The sequence below is a fragment of the Promicromonospora sp. NFX87 genome (genome assembly GCF_048564965.1).
Taxonomy (GTDB): Bacteria; Actinomycetota; Actinomycetes; order Actinomycetales; family Cellulomonadaceae; genus Promicromonospora.
Genome location: NZ_CP183413.1, coordinates 5,419,331 through 5,438,555, shown reverse-complemented (window position 1 = coordinate 5,438,555; position 19,225 = coordinate 5,419,331). Strand labels below are relative to the sequence as shown.

At 71.7% G+C, this 19,225-nt stretch carries 15 protein-coding genes; 12 read left to right on the top strand and 3 right to left on the bottom strand.

Annotated elements, in window-relative coordinates:
• Positions 1-20: 20 nt before the first annotated feature.
• The 3 genes from rpsI (at position 21) to ACNYC2_RS24330 (ending at position 2,878) form a co-directional block, all read left to right on the top strand.
• Positions 21-506, top strand: coding sequence for a 30S ribosomal protein S9 (rpsI, locus tag ACNYC2_RS24340; RefSeq protein ID WP_419704255.1), 486 nt, complete (start codon positions 21-23; stop codon positions 504-506).
• A gap of 125 nt (positions 507-631) precedes the next feature.
• A complete protein-coding gene (glmM, locus tag ACNYC2_RS24335) occupies positions 632-1,996 on the top strand; it encodes a phosphoglucosamine mutase (RefSeq protein ID WP_419704254.1) in 1,365 nt (454 codons plus the stop codon).
• Positions 1,997-2,188: 192 nt separating this feature from the next.
• Positions 2,189-2,878 carry a DedA family protein gene (locus ACNYC2_RS24330; protein WP_419704253.1) on the top strand — a complete coding sequence of 230 codons (690 nt, stop codon included), beginning with the start codon at positions 2,189-2,191 and terminating at the stop codon, positions 2,876-2,878.
• Positions 2,879-2,882: 4 nt separating this feature from the next.
• Here ACNYC2_RS24330 and coaA read toward each other — a convergent pair whose 3' ends face one another.
• Positions 2,883-3,878: a type I pantothenate kinase gene (gene coaA, locus ACNYC2_RS24325; protein WP_419704252.1), complete on the bottom strand. Its 996-nt coding sequence runs from the start codon at positions 3,876-3,878 to the stop codon at positions 2,883-2,885.
• Positions 3,879-3,999: 121 nt separating this feature from the next.
• Between coaA and glmS the strand changes: the two genes are divergently transcribed.
• The 4 genes from glmS to ACNYC2_RS24305 all read left to right on the top strand — a co-directional run bounded on the left by glmS (position 4,000) and on the right by ACNYC2_RS24305 (position 7,783).
• Positions 4,000-5,901: a glutamine--fructose-6-phosphate transaminase (isomerizing) gene (glmS, locus tag ACNYC2_RS24320; RefSeq protein ID WP_419704251.1), complete on the top strand. Its 1,902-nt coding sequence runs from the start codon at positions 4,000-4,002 to the stop codon at positions 5,899-5,901.
• Positions 5,902-5,920: 19 nt separating this feature from the next.
• The gene (locus ACNYC2_RS24315; protein WP_419704250.1) at positions 5,921-6,277 is read left to right on the top strand and encodes a pyrophosphatase; all 357 of its coding nucleotides are present in this window, start codon (positions 5,921-5,923) and stop codon (positions 6,275-6,277) included.
• A 25-nt stretch (positions 6,278-6,302) separates the two neighbouring features.
• Positions 6,303-7,130, top strand: a complete 828-nt coding sequence (locus ACNYC2_RS24310; RefSeq protein WP_419704249.1) for an alpha/beta fold hydrolase — start codon at positions 6,303-6,305, stop codon at positions 7,128-7,130.
• Between the two features lie 302 nt (positions 7,131-7,432).
• The gene (locus ACNYC2_RS24305) at positions 7,433-7,783 is read left to right on the top strand and encodes a holo-ACP synthase (RefSeq protein ID WP_116673618.1); all 351 of its coding nucleotides are present in this window, start codon (positions 7,433-7,435) and stop codon (positions 7,781-7,783) included.
• 18 nt (positions 7,784-7,801) lie between these two features.
• Here the strand turns inward: ACNYC2_RS24305 and ACNYC2_RS24300 are convergent, their stop codons facing one another.
• On the bottom strand, positions 7,802-8,851 hold the full coding sequence (locus ACNYC2_RS24300) for an LLM class F420-dependent oxidoreductase (RefSeq protein WP_419704248.1): 1,050 nt from the start codon (positions 8,849-8,851) through the stop codon (positions 7,802-7,804).
• Positions 8,852-8,949: 98 nt separating this feature from the next.
• Here ACNYC2_RS24300 and ACNYC2_RS24295 point away from each other — a divergent pair, with 98 nt between their 5' ends.
• The 5 genes from ACNYC2_RS24295 to ACNYC2_RS24275 all read left to right on the top strand — a co-directional run bounded on the left by ACNYC2_RS24295 (position 8,950) and on the right by ACNYC2_RS24275 (position 18,377).
• Positions 8,950-10,698: a bifunctional ADP-dependent NAD(P)H-hydrate dehydratase/NAD(P)H-hydrate epimerase gene (locus ACNYC2_RS24295; RefSeq protein ID WP_419704247.1), complete on the top strand. Its 1,749-nt coding sequence runs from the start codon at positions 8,950-8,952 to the stop codon at positions 10,696-10,698.
• Between the two features lie 34 nt (positions 10,699-10,732).
• The gene (locus tag ACNYC2_RS24290) at positions 10,733-11,197 is read left to right on the top strand and encodes a hemerythrin domain-containing protein (protein ID WP_419704246.1); all 465 of its coding nucleotides are present in this window, start codon (positions 10,733-10,735) and stop codon (positions 11,195-11,197) included.
• A gap of 353 nt (positions 11,198-11,550) precedes the next feature.
• On the top strand, positions 11,551-13,812 hold the full coding sequence (locus tag ACNYC2_RS24285; RefSeq protein WP_419704245.1) for a helix-turn-helix transcriptional regulator: 2,262 nt from the start codon (positions 11,551-11,553) through the stop codon (positions 13,810-13,812).
• 408 nt (positions 13,813-14,220) lie between these two features.
• On the top strand, positions 14,221-16,866 hold the full coding sequence (locus ACNYC2_RS24280) for a choice-of-anchor G family protein (RefSeq protein WP_419704244.1): 2,646 nt from the start codon (positions 14,221-14,223) through the stop codon (positions 16,864-16,866).
• Positions 16,867-17,000: 134 nt separating this feature from the next.
• Entirely contained in the window at positions 17,001-18,377 is a 1,377-nt protein-coding gene (locus tag ACNYC2_RS24275; protein ID WP_419704243.1) for a copper amine oxidase, read from the top strand.
• Between the two features lie 26 nt (positions 18,378-18,403).
• Here the strand turns inward: ACNYC2_RS24275 and ACNYC2_RS24270 are convergent, their stop codons facing one another.
• On the bottom strand, positions 18,404-19,165 hold the full coding sequence (locus ACNYC2_RS24270) for a class I SAM-dependent methyltransferase (protein ID WP_419704242.1): 762 nt from the start codon (positions 19,163-19,165) through the stop codon (positions 18,404-18,406).
• Between the last annotated feature and the right edge of the window lie 60 nt (positions 19,166-19,225).

Here is a 19,225-nt window from a genome sequence, read left to right as displayed (position 1 = left end):
AAGGACGCGAGGACACCACAGTGGCCGAGACCACCGTCGACATCGAGCAGGACGCCGAGACGCCCAGCTCTTACACCACCGAGACGACTGCGCCCGCAACGCGCGGCTCGTCCATCACCGCCCCGGCTCAGGCCCTCGGGCGCCGTAAGGAGGCCGTGGCGCGCGTGCGCCTCGTCCCCGGCACCGGCACCTGGAAGGTCAACGGTCGCACCCTCGAGGAGTACTTCCCGAACAAGGTGCACCAGCAGCTGGTGAACTCCCCGCTGCAGCTGGTCGAGGTCGAGGGCCGGTTCGACGTCATCGCCCGTATCACGGGTGGCGGCACGTCGGGCCAGGCCGGCGCTCTGCGCCTGGGCATCGCCCGTGCGCTGAACGAGATCGACCGCGACGCCAACCGCGCCGAGCTGAAGAAGGCCGGCTTCCTCCGCCGCGACGACCGTACGGTCGAGCGCAAGAAGGCCGGTCTCAAGAAGGCCCGCAAGGCTCCGCAGTACAGCAAGCGCTGACCCCAGCGCGTGGCTGGATGGCCCCGCCGAACAGTGTCGACACTGTTCAGCGGGGCCATCTGCATTTGCCGGCAGGTGCCGGTGGCCCGCTACGGTGGGATTCGAACGATCTGAGGAGAACCGGCATGGGCAGGCTGTTCGGCACCGACGGAGTTCGGGGCCTCGCCAACAAGGACATCACCGCGGAGCTGGCGCTGGAGCTGGGCGCCGCCGCGGCACGGGTGCTGACCGCGCAGGGTGAGCTGCTGGGGCCGCGTCCGCGCGCGGTCGTCGGGCGCGACACGCGTGCGTCCGGCGAGTTCCTCGCGGGCGCCGTCGCAGCGGGTCTGGCGTCCGCCGGCGTCGACGTGGTGATGCTCAACGTGCTGCCCACGCCCGCGCTGGCGTACCTCGTGACGGAGCTGGAGGCCGACCTCGGCGTCATGGTCTCCGCCTCGCACAACCCGATGCCGGACAACGGCATCAAGTTCTTCGCCCGCGGCGGGCTCAAGCTCGACGACGCCGTCGAGGACGCCATCCAGGCCACCCTCGGCGACGACTGGGAGCGGCCGACGGGCGCCGGCGTCGGACGCATCCGTACCGACGGCCAGGCCGCCGCCGAGCGCTACGTGCGGCACCTGACCGACAGCGTCGGCACCACCCCGGACCACCGGCCGCTCGAGGGCCTGCGGATCGCGCTCGACTGCGCCAACGGTGCCGCGAGCGAGGTGGGCCCGGAGGCGCTGCGCGCCGCGGGCGCCGACGTCGTCGTGATGAACGCGAGCCCGGACGGCCGCAACATCAACGAGAAGTGCGGCTCCACGCACCCCGAGCAGCTGCAGGCCGTCGTCGTGGCGTCGGAGGCGGACTTCGGTGTCGCGTTCGACGGCGACGCCGACCGCTGCCTCGCCGTCGACCACACCGGCGCCATCGTGGACGGCGACCAGATCCTCGGGATCCTCGCCACCGCGCTCAAGGAGGAGGGCCGCCTGCCGGGCGACACCCTCGTCGTGACGGTGATGAGCAACCTCGGCCTGCTCCTGGCGATGCGGGAGCGCGGCATCACGACCGTGCAGACCGCGGTCGGCGACCGGTACGTGCTGGAGGAGATGCGCGCCAACGGCTTCAGCCTGGGCGGGGAGCAGTCCGGCCACATCATCCTGGCGGACCACGCCACGACCGGCGACGGCGTCCTCGCGGCGCTGCACCTCGCGGCGCGGGTCAAGGCATCGGGCAAGCGACTGGGTGATCTCGCGGGTGAGATCGAGCGCCTGCCGCAGACCCTCGTCAACGTGCGCGGTGTGGACAAGTCCCGCGCGGGTACCGACGAGGGCGTCCAGGCGGCCGTGCTGGACGCGACGACGCGGCTGGGGGACACCGGGCGGGTGCTGCTGCGCCAGTCCGGCACGGAGCCGCTGGTGCGCGTGATGGTCGAGGCCCCGGCGCAGGACGAGGCGGACAAGGTCGCGGACGACCTGGCCGCCGTCGTGCGGGAGCGGCTCGCGCTGTAGGGGTAGGCGGGGACCGGCGTGAACACCCCGTGAATCCTTGGGAAGCGGGGTTCTCCCAGGGGCACCCCTGATGCTTTTCAGGGGCGCCCCTTGCGTAGGCTGGCATCAGGCACTAAGAAGTGCTCTCCCCGCCCCCGGGGCGCCGCCCTCAGCCGTTCGCAGGGCAGCTCCCGACGAGACTCTCGAGGTCCCGTGCTCGATCTCATCTCCACCGTCCTGAGCGCCACCGAGGCGTGGATCCTCGCGATGGCCGCCTCGCCGTGGATCTACCCGGCGATGTTCGCCTTCGCGACCATCGACGGGTTCTTCCCGCCGCTGCCCAGCGAGTCCGTGGTCATCACCCTCGCGGTCTCCGCGCACACCACGGGCACGCCCTGGATGTGGCTCGTGCTGATCGCGGCGGCGGCAGGGGCGTGGGTGGGCGACCAGATCGCGTACCAGATCGGGAAGATGATCGGCACCGACCGCGTGCCGTTCCTGCGCAACCGGCGTGGGCGCAAGGCGGTCGCCTGGGCCGAGCGTGCGCTGTCCCGGCGCGGCGCCTCGTTCATCCTGGCGGCGCGGTACATCCCGATCGGCCGCGTGGCCGTGAACATGACGGCGGGCGCCGTCGGCTATCCGCGGCGCCGGTTCATGGTGATCGCAGCTATCGCCGCGGTCATGTGGGCGCTCTACTCGGCGGGGATCGGCCTGGTCGCCGCCCAGTGGTTCGGCCACAACCCGCTGCTGGCCATCGGCATCGGCGTGGTCCTGGGCGTCGCGATGGGCTTCGTCGTGGACGTCATCGTGGGCTGGTTCTCCCACCGGCACCTCGACCCCGAGAAGACGGCGGACCCGGCGGACAGCTCGGCGGCCGCCGAGGAGCACGCCGACGTCCGCTGACGGGCTAGAGCTTGCGGAGGCGGACCCGCTGCACCGCGTGGTCCGACCCCTTGGTCAGCACCAGCGTCGCGCGGCCCCTGGTCGGGATGATGTTCCGTTCGAGGTTGGGCGCGTTGATGGACTCCCAGATCTTCAGCGCTCGCGCGGTCGCCTCCTCGTCGGAGAGCGAGGCGTACCGCCGGAAGTAGGAGTCCGGTTTGGTGAACGCGGTCCTGCGCAGCTCGAGGAACCGGTCCACGTACCACTGCCGGATGTTCCGGGTGCGGGCGTCCACGTAGATCGAGAAGTCGAAGAAGTCGCTCACGGCCACGGTCGACTCGTCGACCGTGGACGGCCGGGCCGGCTGCAGCACGTTGAGGCCCTCGACGACGAGGACGTCCGGCTTGCGGACCACCATCTCCTGGTCGGGCACGATGTCGTAGATGACGTGCGAGTACACGGGCGCCCGGACCTCGGCCTGCCCCGCCTTGATGCGGGACAGGAACCGGATCAGGGCGCGCCGGTCGTACGACTCGGGGAAGCCCTTGCGCTCCATCAGGCCGCGCCGTTCGAGCTCCGCGTTCGGGTAGAGGAATCCGTCGGTCGTGATGAGTTCGACGCGTGGCGTCTCGGGCCAGCGGGCGAGCATCTCGCGCAGGACGCGCGCCGTCGTCGACTTGCCGACGGCGACGGAGCCGGCCACGCCGATGACGTACGGCGTGCGGGGCGGATCCTCGTGCAGGAAGGTGGACGTCGCGTCGTGCAGACCGGCGGTGGCCTGCACGTACAGGTTGAGCAGGCGCGACAGGGGGCGGTAGATCGCGTCGACCTCGGCAAGGTCGATCGGGTCACCGAGACCGCGCAGGCGCTCGACGTCCTCGTCGGTCAGCGGCAGCGGAGTGGACGCCGACAGGCGGCTCCACGCCGCACGGTCGAGATCCACATAGGGCGAGGACGGGGCGAGGGCCAGCAGGTGCTCGCTGAGGTCCGTCGTCGGAAACTGGGAAACCACCTGCAGCATTGTGCCCCAACCGGGCGCGGGAATCTCCACCGGCCGCTGCGCGGCCCCGTGCGGTGCCTGTGGTGCACGCCTGTGAGCCCGGTCATGGGGGCAGGCCCGGACGCTCGCTAGACTCGCCCGCATGTGTGGGATTGTGGGTTACACGGGAACTGCTCCGACTATCGCGGACGGCAACGCGTCAGGTGCCGCCGCGCCGTCGGGCATGCCCCTCGAGGTGGTGGTCGAAGGACTCCGCCGGCTCGAGTACCGCGGGTACGACTCGGCAGGCGTCGCGCTCGTCGCGCCGGGGCTGGACAGCGTCGCCTGGGCCAAGAAGTCGGGCAAGCTCGCCAACCTGATCGAGGCACTCGAGCAGAACCCCCTGCCCGCCGCCACCGCGGCGATCGGCCACACCCGCTGGGCCACGCACGGCGGCCCCACCGACGCGAACGCCCACCCGCACCTGGCCGACGGCGACCGGCTCGCCGTGATCCACAACGGCATCGTCGAGAACTTCGCCCAGCTCAAGGCGGAGCTGCTGGCCGACGGCGTGACGTTCCGCTCGGAGACCGACACCGAGGTCGCCGCTCACCTGCTGGCCAAGGCATACCGCGAGACCCGCAACCTGACGGAGGCCATGACGGTCGTCGCAGGGCGCCTGCACGGCACGTTCACGCTGCTCGCCGTGCACGCCGACGCACCCGAGACGGTGGTTGGCGCGCGGCACGACTCCCCGCTCGTGGTCGGGCTCGGCGAGGGGGAGAACTTCCTCGGTTCCGACGTCGCGGCGTTCATCGCGCACACCAAGGAGGCCCTCGAGCTGGGCCAGGACCAGGTCGTGACCATCACGCCGACGTCGGTGGTCGTCACCGACTTCGACGGCAAGCCCGCCGACGCCAAGCGCTTCACGGTCGACTGGGACGCTGCCGCCGCCGAGAAGGGCGGCTTCGACTCCTTCATGGACAAGGAGATCCACGACCAGCCGCAGGCCGTCGCCGACACGCTGCTCGGCCGCACGGACGCCTCCGGCGCGCTGGTGCTGGACGACCTGCGCATCGACGAGTCGGTGCTGCGCGCGGTGAACAAGATCATCGTCGTCGCCTGCGGCACGGCCGCCTACTCAGGGCACGTGGCCAAGTACGCGATCGAGCACTGGTGCCGCATCCCCGTCGAGGTCGAGCTGGCGCACGAGTTCCGCTACCGCGACCCGATCGTCGACGAGCGCACGCTCGTCGTGGCCGTGACGCAGTCCGGCGAGACCATGGACACCCTGATGGCCGTGCGGCACGCACGCGAGCAGGGCGCCAAGGTGATCTCCATCGTCAACACCCACGGCTCGACGATCCCGCGCGAGTCCGACGCCGTGCTGTACACGCACGCCGGCCCCGAGATCGCCGTCGCCTCCACCAAGGCGTTCCTCGCGCAGATCACCGCCGCCTACGTGCTGGGCCTGTACCTGGCGCAGCTGCGCGGCAACAAGTTCCCCGACGAGATCGCGACCCTCCTCGACGAGCTGCGCGACATGCCGCGCAAGATCCAGACGGTCATCGAGCGCGGCGAGTACGTCCGCGCGACCGCCCGGTCCATGGAGAAGTCCGACAAGGTCCTGTTCCTGGGGCGGCACGTCGGGTTCCCGGTGGCCCTGGAGGGTGCGCTCAAGCTCAAGGAGCTCGCGTACATCCACGCGGAGGGCTTCGCGGCGGGCGAGCTCAAGCACGGGCCGATCGCGCTGATCGACGAGGGCCAGCCGGTCTTCGTCGTCGTGCCGTCGCCGCGCGGGCGCGACTCCCTGCACTCCAAGGTCGTCTCCAACATCCAGGAGATCCGGGCGCGCGGCGCGCGCACCCTCGTGATCGCGGAGGACGGCGACGACGCGGTGCGTCCGTACGCCGACGAGATCTTCTGGATCCCGCAGGCGCCCACGCTGCTCCAGCCGCTGCTGGCCGTCGTGCCGCTGCAGATCTTCGCGATGGCGCTGGCCACCGCCAAGGGCCTCGACGTGGACCAGCCGCGCAACCTCGCCAAGTCCGTCACCGTGGAGTAGCTGTGGCACGCTCGGCGGCGTGGAACTCAAGAAGCTCTCCGACGACGTCGAGATCATCAGCCGCGTCTACGCGCGGGTGCACGGGATCGAGCGCACCGACGACTGGCTGGTGCTGAAGCTCCACGAGGAGGTCGGCGAGCTCACGCAGGCGTTCCTCAACCTGTCCGGTCGCTCGCGCGACCGCGGCCTGTCCGACGACGAGACGCGGGACGCGTTCCGCGGTGAGGTCGCGGACGCGCTGGCGCAGCTGCTGCTCGTGGCCCGGCGGTTCGACGTCGACCTGACCGAGGAGCTGGAACGCAAGTGGTTCCGCTGGCGGCACCTCATCGAGCCGGAGGACACCGAGGGCATCCGGGATGTCGGTGACGCCGTCTAACCTCGGGCTGACGAGAGGGGCGTGCATGGCGTACGTGGAGGTCGACGGGGTCCGGGTGCACTACGTGGAGCACGGACAGGCAGGGCCGGGGGTGGCCACCGTGGTGCTGGTCCACGGGTTCCCGGTGGACCAGCGGATCATGGTCGGCGCGTTCGAGCCGGTCTTCGCGGACCGGCCGGGCTGGCGCCGCGTCTATGTCGACCTGCCGGGCATGGGCGGGACGGCGGCGCCGGACGTCGCGAGCACCGACGACGTCTTCCGGATCCTGCGGGGCGCCGTCCGGGCGCTCGTGCCCGAGGGCCCGTATGCCGTCGTGGGGCAGTCGTACGGCGGGTACCTGGCGCGAGGGCTCACTGCCGCCGACGCCGGACGAGTGGCCGGCCTGGCCGTCGTGGTGACCGTCGTCGAACCCCGCCACGAGCTGCGCGAGCTCCCGCAGCGGCAGGTGCTGGTCCAGGACCCGGCGCTCGTGGAGCGGGTCGGGCCGGAGGCGCTCGCCGCGGAGGAGGTCCTCGTGGTCCAGACCGAGGAGACCTGGGCGCGGTCCCGGCAGGAGGTGGATCCCGGCCTGGCGGCGGCCGACCCGGAGGTGGTCGCACGGGTCGAGGCGCACTACGCGGGGAGCTTCCCGGTCGAGCCGGTCCCGTTCGACAAGCCGGCGCTCGTCCTCGTCGGGCGGCAGGACTCGGTCACCGGCTATCGCGACGCGTGGGAGCTGGTCGAGCACTACCCCCGGGCGTCCTTCGCCGTGCTGGACCGCGCGGGGCACTCGCTGCACCTGGAGCAGCGTGGCCTGTTCGAGTCACTCGTCGGCGAGTGGCTGGACCGCGTCGAGGAGGCGGGAGCGGCGTGAGCGCCGCCGGATGCGGCCGCGGGGTCAGCTCGACACGGCGACGTACACGAGCAACGTGAGGATGGCGGCGATCATCACGCCGAAGACCAGGACCATGACCTTGGGGAAGGGCAGCTTGTCGTCGTCCGCGGGCATGGCGACCTCCTGAACATGAAAGATGGCGCGCCGCGGGCACGACGCGGGCGCAACCTTTACCGTTACGTTACTGTGACATGGTGCCCCAAGTCGGGCATCCTGCGCAAGGCCGCGGTTGTGGGACGCGACGGGGCCTGCGGCCATCGGCAGCCGCCTAGGCTGAGCCAATGATCATCGGGACGGGCATCGACGTGGTCGACGTGGCCCGGTTCATGGAGACCCTCGACCGGACGCCCCGGCTGCGCGAGAAGCTGTTCACCGAGGTCGAGCGCGAGCTGCCGCCGGCGTCCCTGGCCGCCCGGTTCGCCGCGAAGGAGGCCATCGCGAAGTCGCTCGGTGCTCCGGGGAACCTCCGCTGGCACGACGTCACGGTGCACCGCACGGTGGGGGGCCCGCCCCGGATCGACGCGAGCGGCACCGTCGCCGCCCGCGCCGCCGAGCTCGGCGTGCGCACCTGGCACATCACGATCTCGCACGACGCGGGCATCGCGTCGGCCATGGTGATCGCGGAAGGCTGACCACCTCGGCGGAGCGGGTTACTGGAGCTCGGGGATGACCTGCTTCTCGAAGAGCTCCAGGCCCGCCTGGTCGTAGGCGGCCTCCTGGAAGTACGTGATCGCGTACTCCAGGCCGCGCGAACGCATGTCCTGCAGCCGCTCGACGATCTGCTCGGGCGTCCCGACCAGGAGCCCCGTGCGCCAGGTGTTGATCTCCTGGTCGGCCTTCTCGGGGACCCACTTGCGCAGGTGCGCCTCGATCCAGCCCAGCCGCTCGGCGACCTCGGCGTCGTTCTCGCCGATCACCACGTTGTAGTTCGCCGACCGGGTGATCTCACCGAAGTCCCGTCCCAGCTCCTTGCAGTGCTCTTCCAGGACGCGCGACTTGTGGTCGAACGTCTCCGGCGCACCGGCGAAGTTCGTGTACTGGGCGTGCTGCGCGGCGATGCGCAGCGTCTTCTTCTCGCCGCCGCCCGCGATCCACAGCGGGATCGACGGCACCTCGGCGCCGCCGTCACCCACCGGGAGCTGCTGCAGGGGCTGCGGGTAGCAGAGCGCGCCGTCGACCTGGTACTGCTTGCCCTCGAACGTGCCGGAGGAGCCCGTGCGCCACATGTTCGCCATGATCTGCACGCCCTCGTCGAGCGCGCGCAGGCGCTCGCCGGCGGACGGGAAGCCGTAGCCGTAGGCGCGCCACTCGTGCTCGTACCAGCCGGCACCGATGCCCATCTCGACGCGGCCGCCGGAGACCGTGTCGACGGTCGAGGCGACCTTGGCCAGGTAGGCCGGGTTGCGGTACGCCATGCACGTGCACATCTGGCCCAGCCGGATGCGCTGTGTCGCCGCGGCGAACGCCGCCATGAGGGTCCAGGCCTCGTGGGTGGCCTCCGTGGTGACCGCCGGGACGGTGTGGAAGTGGTCGTAGACCCACGCCGACTCCCAGGCGAACTCGCCGCCCGGGACGGCCTCGCCAGCCGCCTGGTTCTCCGCGCGGTGCACGAGGGAAAGCATGGAAGCCCACTGGTCGGCAGGCGGGATGTCGACCAGGTCGAGGCGCCAGCCCTGCGGGATGAAGAGTCCGAATCGCATGGTCCGACCTTATGCCGAGAGGGTTGCGGAGGGGAGGGGCCGTCCATTTCGCCCACAATCTGTCCCTCGGACGGCGGCGGAAGCGGCACTATAGGACCGTGAAAGACGCGTGGAGTTCCGACGAGGTACGAAAGGCCGAAGAGCCACTGATCGCCGCCGGCGAGCCGCTCATGGCCAGGGCGGCGTACGCGCTGGCCCAGGCGGTGCTCCGCGAGGTCGCGGAGTCGCTTGACGGTCGCGCCCCTGGTCATCGGCTCGTCCGTCCGGGCACCGTCCGCCTGCGCGGCAGCCTCGGCTCCGACGGACTCCCAGGCACCGCCCGCATCCGCCCCGGCCGTGCGACCGGCCCCAGGGTCGACGTACGCGGCGCCGGCGCTCTGCTGCTCGTCGGACCGGGTAACAACGGCGGAGACGCCCTGTTCGCGGGCGCGCACCTTGCGCGGCGCGGCATGGCGGTCACCGCCGTGCTCGCGTCGGCGCGCGCCCACGAGGACGGCCTCGCGGCGTTCCGGGCAGCGGGCGGAAAGGTGCTGACGCTCGCCGAGGTCCGGGTCCCGGCCGTGGTCCAGGCCGCACTCGCCTCCGACGTCCTGCTGGACGGCCTGGTCGGTGTCGGCGCACGCGGCGCACTGCGGCCCCCGGCCGGCGGTCTCGTCCGGACGCTCGCGGAGGCCCGCGAGAAGGCGGGGAAGCGCTGGCCGCTCACGATCGCCGTCGACATCCCGAGCGGCATAGGCGTGGACGACGGCGCGGTACCCGGCCCCGTCCTGCGCGCCGACCGCACGGTGACGTTCGGCGCGCTCAAGCCCGGCCTGCTCCTGCCGCCCGCTGCCCACCTCGCGGGCGACGTCGAGCTGGTCGACGTCGGCTTCCCCACTGTCGCGGGTGCCCAAGGCTGGTCGGGCACCGTGTGGGGCGTGGCGACGGGCAGGCACGCGATGAGCGGGGCGGACCCGGCGTCGGGCCGGGTGCGGCGGATGGAGCCGGCCGACGTCGCAGAGCTGTGGCCCGTCCCCAGCCCGCACGACCACAAGTACACGAGGGGCGTGGTCGGCGTGATCGCCGGGACGAGCACGTACCCGGGCGCGGCGGTCCTCGCGACGTCGGGTGCCGTGCTGGCCGGTCCCGGCATGGTGCGCTACCTGGGGCCCGAGGCGACCGGCGCGCGCGTCCTGCTCGCCCGCCCCGAGGTGGTCGTGGCGGGCGGCCGGGTCCAGGCATGGGTCCTCGGACCAGGCGTCCCCGCGCTCGGCCCCGAGGACGGGCCGGACGACGACGGCCAGGCCCGCCGGATCTTCGGGGCGCTCGCCGCGGTGACCGGTGTGCTCTCCGAGGACGTGACCGGCGGCAGGATGCCTGCCGTCATCGACGCGGGTGCGCTCACGATGCTGGAGCACCGGCTCCCGGCCTGGGCGGTCCTGACCCCGCACGCCGGTGAGCTGGCGGAGCTGCTGCAGGGCCTGGGGCACGACGTCGACCGCGCGGCGGTCGAGGCGCAGCCGCTGCACTGGGTGCGTACCGCGCACCAGGCCACGGGCGCGACCGTGCTGCTCAAGGGCGCGATCACCGTCGTGGCGGGCCCGGGCGACGTGTACGCCCAGGCCGACGCGCCGGCCTGGACCGGCACGGCCGGGGCCGGTGACGTGCTCGCGGGGATCCTCGGGACGCTGCTCGCCGGCCGCTCCGCCGACGTCGTGGAGGACGAGACCCTCGCGGCCCGCCTCGCCGCCGCCGCCGTGCTCGTGCACGGCCGGGCCGCGGCGCGGGCGTCCGCCGGTGGTCCCGTGACGGCGCTGGAGATCGCCCACGCGGTGCCCGCCGTCGTCGCCGAGCTGCTGCGCGCCTGAGACCGGGTGCGCGCCCCGGGCTAGGGTTGGGGCGATGAGCCAACGTGTCGTCGCCTGGGGCCAGGAGCTTCGTGAGGTCCACCGGCGGTTGCGGGATGCACTCGCGGTGGCGAGGTCCGCGGTCGAGGACGGCGCGGAGGGGCCGGCTGCGGCAAAGGAGCTGCAGCTCTACTGCGTGGGCTTCTGCGCGGCACTGACCGGTCACCACCGCAGCGAGGACGCGACGCTGTTCGACGTGGTGCTGGCGGCCCGTCCCGAGCTGGCGCCCGTCGTGGCCGACCTGAAGCGGGACCACTCGATGCTCGACCACCTCCTGGGCGAGCTGGAGCGCGCCGCCCTGTCGGGTGGCGCGCAGGACGAGCTGCTGCGGCACCTCGACGGCATCGAGGCCGTCATGGAGACGCACTTCCGGTACGAGGAGAAGAAGCTGGTCGACGTGCTCGACGGCACGGTGCGGTCCGAAGCGGGCAGACAAGAAATGCTCGGCCCCCTGGCCTGATGCCCCCACCCCCGGAATGAGACATTCCGCGCGGATTGCGGGTGCGAAGTTTCCCCCACCTGTCCGAGATCCGCCAGTAGAACCGTAATATCCCGTACCACACGCTCATCCTGCACGATTCATCTCCTGTCATAGACTCCTGAGGCGCTACTGATAGACATTCATGTAAGTGGCGAATTGGGGTGTGCGTGCCATCAAGTAACGGGCCTTCCGTGGCAGTGCCTTCGGCAGTGCCGAGGGTATGGACCAACCAGGCAGGCAGCAGGGGGAGGGACCTCGTGGTCCACGGGCGTGATCGAGAGCTGCGGGTCATCGGGCATTTCGCAACCGACCTGGACCCGACGGTCCTCGTCGTGCGCGGACTGAGCGGGATCGGCAAGACCTCGACGGTGCTCCACGCGCTGAAGCAGGTCGGCGCGGGATCGTCAGCGGTCCGCGTGGTCCGGCCGTGCTCGTCCCGGCCGTCGGCGCACGACCTGGACAACAGCCGGCGGGTCGACCTGTCAGCCTGGTCCGTGCCGGACGATCCGGAGGTCGGCCCGGGCTTCGACGCGGCAGGGTTCCTGCGCGCGGTCTCGGTCTGGGCGGGCGACGGCGGCTCCGGGCCGCGCGTCCTCTTCGTCGACGACGTCGGGGTGCTGACCGCCGAGCGCGCGCGCTGGCTCCAGCACCTGGCGGACGAGGCGTACGGACAGGACTGGCGGGTGATCGCCGCGGTGCGGAGCATCGCGGTCGAGGCGCTCTCCGACGACGTCGAGGTGCTCGAGCTCGGCCCGCTCGACCGGATGTCCCTGCGCCGTGCGCTCGCGACGGAGATGAGCGCCCCGGTGGCGGCCGACGTCGTCGAGCACCTGCGCTGGTGGAGCGCCGGGAACCCGCGCCTCGCCCTCGAGCTCGCGGGTTCGCTGAGCGCCGCGGAGCTGCGCGGGGACGTCTCCTGGGCCGGACCCGAGACGGTCGGTTCGGCGGCCCGGCGCGCCTACCGCGCGATGCTTGCCGGGCTCGACCCGGCGACCATGACCGCGCTCGCGACCACACCCCTCGGCGGCGCCCTGGCGGCGCGTCGGGACGGCCGCTCGAGCGTGCGGCACCCGCTGCTCGCCCTGCTGTGCAAGGAGGTGCGGGGCGCCGACGGCCAGGTGGACGGCCGGGACGCCCTGACGCCGGATCGCGACGTCACCGACGCCGGCGCGCTGCTGAGGATCCTCGACGGGCTGCACCTCGAGGAGCTGCCCGCGCGCGCCTGGGCGGCCGTGGCGGCCGCGCCCGACCCACGCCTGGCCGCGCGCGCCGTCGGGGTGTCGCTCATGACCGGTCGCGCTTGGCGTGACCACGTGGCCGGCTCACTGGTGCCGGACGGGGTGGGCGCGGAATGGACCGACCACCTGTGGTGGCGCGACCTGACGGGCGTCGGCGCGGAGGCCCGCGCCGCGGGCGCGCGCGTCGCCGAGGCGCTGCTGTGCCTCGAGGACACGGGCGACCTGCCGGACCCCGGCGCGCTGCGGGCGGACCTGCGGCTGATCGGGCCGACGCCCGGCCAGGACTGGGTGGGTGTCGACATCCAGGTGCGCGCCCTCCTGACGCTGGGGGACGTGGTCGGCGCACGCGGTCTCCTCGCCGACCACTCCGGCGCGACGCCGGACCGGGCGGTGGCGGAGATCGTCGCGCGCGACCTCGCGGCGGCCCGGGTGGCCGCGTTCGACGGGCGCGCGGTCGACGTCCGCACGCATCTCGCGCACGCCACCGAGCTGCGCCCGTCAGTCGACGCGTGGCTGCCGGCCCGGGGCATGCGTGCCTCGGCGGACGCCGTCGTCGACGGGACCGTCCCTGGCAGCACCATGCCTGCGCAGGCGGGCAGCTGGTCGGCGCGGGTGCTCGGCGAGTACGCCGCAGACCTGGGCGCCGCCCACCTCGTCGTCGGACAGGCGGAAGGCGCGGTCGCGCTGCTGACCATCGCGCTCGAGCACTGCGCCTGGCCCTACCGGGGACGCGTGCAGGTCCGGTGCGATCTCGTGGAGTCCGTGATGGCCTCCACGCCGCCCGGCCGGGTGGGGCCGCGAGCCCAGCGGCTGCTCGACCCGCCGGTGGCACCCGAGGAACGGTCGACGCCCGACGTCGCCGCCGCGTACGCGAGGCTCGACGCGCTGCTGGCCGACGACGGTGTGCCGTCGGTGGCGTTCGAGACCGCGCTGCACGCTCCGTCCGCCCCCATGTCGCCGTGGCAGCGGGTCCGCATGCTCGTCGCGTACGGCCGGTACGCGGTGACGCGTGGCGGTCGCGCCACCGGCAACGCGATGCTCGACGAGGCCAGGACGCTCGTGCGGCTGGCCGGGATGGCCGGCTGGCTGCGGGGTATCGACGTGTTCCTCGCGGAGGCCGACGCGAGCGGTGGTGCCGGCCCCGAGTGGGAGGTGCTCGGCACGCACGAGCGGGAGATGGTCAAGCTGGCGGTGCACGGTGCGACGAACTCGCAGATCGCCCAGGCGACCTTCGTGTCCGAGCGGACAGTGGTGAACCGGCTGCGCCGGGCCTACGCCACGCTCGGCATCCGGGACCGCAGGGACCTGGTGCGGCTCGCCGAGACCCGTCCGCCCGCTTGGCTTGCCGGTGGCTGACACCCGACCTTAACGCAAGGTTTTCACCTGCTGTTGGTAGGGCTTTTCACCCGGCATTCCGGACGTTCTTCACTTCTTTCCGCGGACGTGCATGGGGATGCCTTTATCGCTCCTCTTATCGATTCGAGCGCACGGCGAATTGCGTTGAGTTGCGTCAGCGCACGATTGCCGCTCCGCCTGGCAGGTCCCTGGGAATCACTGTTCTCTAAAGCCCGGGCACCGGTGTGTCATACGCCTCGCCCCAGCCGATTCCGGACGTGATCACGTACCGATCCGGACGCTTTCACTTGAAGCGTGTATATGGAGGAGTGAGTTCTCTTGAACCGAACGCAAGTACCGTCAGGCCGACGTCGGAAGGGCGGCGCCCCGTGGCGCCGGACCCTGGCGACGGCCGCGGCAACCGCAGTCGTGGTTACGGCCACCGGACTGCCTGCGGTCGCAGTGAACAACTACCCGGACGAGCCGTCCGAGGCCGCTGCGAGCGTCCTCGACTCGACGCTCTTCCAGGAGGCGCTGCTGGCAGCCGCTTACTCGCAGGCCGGCTCGGAGTCGAACCCCGGGCCGAACGAGGGCAACCTCAACGTCGAGCTGCTCGGCTCCGAGCTCATCAAGCTCAATGACATCGAGGTTCGCCTCGACGAGATCCTCGACTACGGTCAGGCTGGCGCGCTCGCCAGCAAGAGCGAGGCGTCGTCCCCAGTCGACGCGTACGCGGTCTCGGGCCTGCTCGGCGCGGACGGTGGCGTCCACCTCGACGGCCAGACCGAGGACTTCGGCAAGGCGTCCGTGGACGTCCTGTCCGTCGCACGCCTGCTGGGCATCGACGGCCTCACCGACAAGATCGTCGACCAGCTCCTCCTGGAGACCGGTGCTGCCGCGGCCGAGGTCAAGGCCGAGGACGGCGTCATCCTGGACCAGGACGGCGTGGGTGGCCTCGGCCAGTACCGCGTTGCCGACCTGGACCTGTTCCTGCACTCCCCGGTCATCGAGGACGCTGCCGCGTCGATCTACGACCTCGGCGGCACCATCGACACGACCGTCGAGGACCTCGTCAACGAGAACCTGGACGACAGCGCCCTGACCGGCCTGTTCGACGCGGTCCCGGGTGTTCCGACGCCCTCGATCACCGTCGACAGCAACATGCAGGAGAACCTGTTCGAGTCCGTCGTGGCCGAGCCGATCACCTCCGCGAACCAGCTCATCACGATCGACCTGTCGACCGGTCAGCTGGAGATCCACCTCGACAAGCTGGTCGACAGCCCCGAGGGTAACGAGGAAGGCCTCAACGGCCTGCCCCCGAACACCGAGCTCATCGACGACACGACCTACCCGCTCATCGCGGAGACCGTGCACGAGCTGATGCAGGAAGTCACCCGCATCCTCATCGGTGCGATCGAGGACTCGCTGAACTCGGTCACGATCAACATCGCCTTCTACGAGGAGGGCGCCCTCGGCACCCTCGACGTCTCGTGGTCGCTGCCCCTGGTGGACGCCGTGAACGGCGACTTCCCCGAGGCCGTCGACAACAGCACGGGCACCATGGCGCCGGTCGCCACGGTCCTGGTCAACACCATCAACACGGTCGGCCCGGCGCTCGCGCCGATCCTGGCCCCGGTGTACGACCTGCTGATCAGCGACGAGGGTGACAACATCTTCGAGCTGCTCATCAACGACATCAAGACGGACTCGATCACGAAGCCGATCCGCGAGCTGCTCTCGCCGGTCTTCGACGTCCTGTCCCAGGTCCTCTCGATCACGATCAACCGTCAGGTGACCGAGACCGGTGGCACGGTGTCCCCGACCGCCACGGCGGACGAGGTCGTCACCTCGCTCGACCTGAACGCGCTGAGCATCGCGCTGCTGCCGGGGGAGAACGAGCTCGCTCGGATCAACCTGGGCAACGCCGCAGTGCGCATCACGCCCGACGACGGCGGACCTGGCGACATCGACCCGTCGCTGTCGGTCGACCCCGCCACCGTGGCGCCCGGCCAGTCCACGATCACGACCGGTGAGGGCTACACGCCCGACTCGACCGCGACCGTTCAGCTGACCGACCCCGAGGGCAACCCCGTGGGCGACGCCATCCCGGTCGACACCGACTCGGACGGTTCGTTCACCGTCGCGGTTCCGGTTCCGGCTGACGCCGAGCTCGGCGTCTACCCGGTCGTGGGTACGGACGACACCACCGGTGAGGCCGCTGAGGCCCCGCTGGCAGTGGTCGCCGGCTCGGACATCTGCGCCATGGACCCGACGCTGACCGTCGAGCCGGGTGCTGTCTACCCGGGCGACACCGTCTCGGTCGTCGGCCAGGGCTTCCCGGCGGGCGTTCCGGTCGCCGTGCAGCTGCGCGACGCCGAGGGCAACCCGGTGGGCGACGCGGTCATGGTCACCCCGGACGAGGCCTGCGGCTTCATCACGGACCTGACCGTTCCTGAGGACGCAGAGCCCGGCGACCACGTCGTCGAGGCCGTTCCTGAGGACGGCAGCGAGGGTGCCGAGGCGCCGCTCGAGATCCTGGAGCCGGGCACGAACCCCCCGGGTGAGTGCACGAACCCGACCATCGTTGCCGACCCGGCAGTGGTCGAGGCCGGCGACGAGGTCATGGTCACCGGTTCGGGCTTCCCGGCCGGCTCCACGGTCGTCGTCCAGCTGAAGGACACGCAGGGCAACGACATCGGTGACCCCGTCACCGTGACCGTCGGCGACGACTGCGGCTTCGAGACCCCGATCACGGTTCCCGAGGGGACCCCGCCGGGCGTCATCATCGTCGACGCTCAGCCGGAGGACGGCGGCGAGGGCGCGCAGACGCCGATCACCGTCGTGGCCAGCAACAGCGGCTCCGGCAACGGTGACGGCAACGGTGACGGTTCGGGTGCGGGCGCCGGTAACGGCGACGGCGGCCTGGCCAACACCGGTGCGAACGTCGCCGCTCTGATCGCCGCCATGGTGCTGCTGCTCGGCGCCGGTGCGGTCATGATCAAGCGTCGCCGCGAGATCAGCCAGGCCTTCGCCACGGCGATGGGTCGGATGTCGGGCGACAAGCCTGCCGTCTGATGAGCTGAGTCTCTGACGCAGCAGTGAGTGTCTGACGCAGTAAGACCGGCCCGGTGCGACGTCGTCGCACCGGGCCGGTCCCGTTTCCGAACGGCCCGCAGACGGGCCGTGTGCCCGAGATCCAAGGAGGAGTCGTGTCCGAGCTGTCGCCGAGACGAGGGATGATTCCGGCGGTCGTCGCAGCGGCGGCCATCGTCGCACTCGTCGTGGCCGCGATCCTGGTCGTGGAGCACGCGCTACCTGCCGCGCCTGCCCCGCTGACAGACGAGAAGACGGTGTCGAGCGGTGTGGACCTGAGGTGCCCGGAGAACGAGCCGATCACGCAGGAGCTGCTCAGCCGTTCGACGTGGACCATGTGCTGGCGGGTGGACCCCAGCCGCGGGCTGGTGCTCGAGGACGTCCACTTCGTACCGGCGGACCACAAGCCGGTGCAGGTGCTGGCCGAGCTGTCCATCGGGCAGCTCGAGGTGCCGTACGACACCGGCCTGCGCAATACCGAGGACATCACCACGCAGGGCTTCGGCGGTCCCCAGATGATGACGCTCACCGAGACCGAGTGCCTGGGCGAGCGTCTCGAGACGTATCTGCCGAAGGTCGGCGACGGTTCGCTGGGCGGGGGCGGCGGGAAGCGTCCGGTGCTCTGCCAGGAAGTGGTCGACGGCGGCATCGCCTACCGCAGCGGCGAGGGCGCCGGGGCCGAGGCCGAGGCCGAGGTCGCACGGCGCACCGAGCTGCGGCTCGCGACCGTCTCGAAGGTCGGCTGGTACGAGTACGTCAGCCAGTACACGTTCGGCAGCGACGGGACCATCCGGTCCGACCTGGGCGCCACGGGCGACCTGTCGCCGGAGGACTACGGCGACGACCCGGCCCACGGCTGGCCGGTCGGCCCCGGAGACACCGACTACGCCACCAGCCACTCGCACAACGCGGTGTGGCGGGTGCACTGGGCGCTGGGCGGCCAGGGCGGGCAGGCGGTCGAGCAGTACGACGCCGCGCCGACCGGCGAGCAGGGGCCGCGGGCACCGCTCGTCGCCGGCAAGCTCACCAGGATCACGCACGAGGGCACCGCGGAGGCGGCGGACCGGCGCTGGTGGCGCGTCGTGAACCCCGACGTGCTCAACGAGGACGGGCACGAGATCTCGTACCAGGTGGACCTCGGCGCCACGACGCCGTTCGAGCTGACCCAGGACCACCATCACGACGACGCCGACGACGCCGGGTACGCGATCGCGTTCACCGAGGCCGACGACTGCCAGCTGTTCGCCACGGCGAACAAGGAGGGCACGTGCGGATCGGGTGTGCTCGACTTCGCGCAGGACCAGGCGGAGCTGTCCGACGTCGTCACGTGGGTCGCCGTCGGCTTCCACCACGTCGCGCGCGACGAGGACCAGAGCCCGATGGAGATGCACTGGCAGGGCTTCACCCTGACGCCGCGCGACCTGACGGCCCAGCGCGTCGACCCGCCGTCGGCCCGCCAGGACGTGAACGGGAAGCCCGCCGAGCTGCACTGACGCAGCCGCCCCGGAGGCCCGCGCCGCTACGGCTTCCGCGCCTCCACGAGCGTGCGCCGGCTGTGGCAGACGAACGAGCCGTGCTCCGCGATGTGCTCCCGCAGCGCGCCCAGCCGGTCACGGTACTTCTCGACAGTGAAGTCGGGCACCGTCCACAGGACCTTGCGCAGGAAGTGCACCACCGCCGCCAGGTCGAAGAACTCGACCCGGGTGAGCGCGTCCTGGAGCCGCACCATGTCGAGCCCCGCTGTGCCCACCCGCGCGCGCACGTCGTCCAGGTACTCGGCGTCCCGGTTCTCCTGGGGACCCATCAGGAACTCGTACAGGGCCCGGTTGGAGCCCGCTCCGACCTCCTGGACCAGGACCGTGCCGCCCGGCGCCAGCACGCGAGCGGCCTCCGCGTAGGGGAACGAGACCGGATGGCGGCCCGTGACGAGGCCGAACGCGGAGTCGTCGAAGGGGAGCGGCGCCGCCGGGTCCTCGACCAGGGTCACGACACCGTCGAACGGTTCGAGCGCGGCCGAGGCGAGCGCGTGGTTGGGCGCCCAGCCCTCGGTGGCCCGCACGGTGCCGGGCACGCGTTCCGCGCGCCCCAGCGCCTCCGCGAACACCTCGCCGCCGCCGGTGTCCACGTCGAGCGCCGAGTCGACCCGGCCCAGCCGCTCGCCGCACAGCCGCACGTAGCCCCAGCCGGGTCGCTCCTCGGTGGCCCGCCCCGCGAACCAGGAGAAGTCCCAGCCGTCGGTCGGTACGGCCAGCCCTTCGGCGATCTCCTCGTCGAACGTCATACCGGCGAACGTATCCCCGCGAATCCCCCGGCCACCAGCCGATATCCCCCGGTCGGGGGA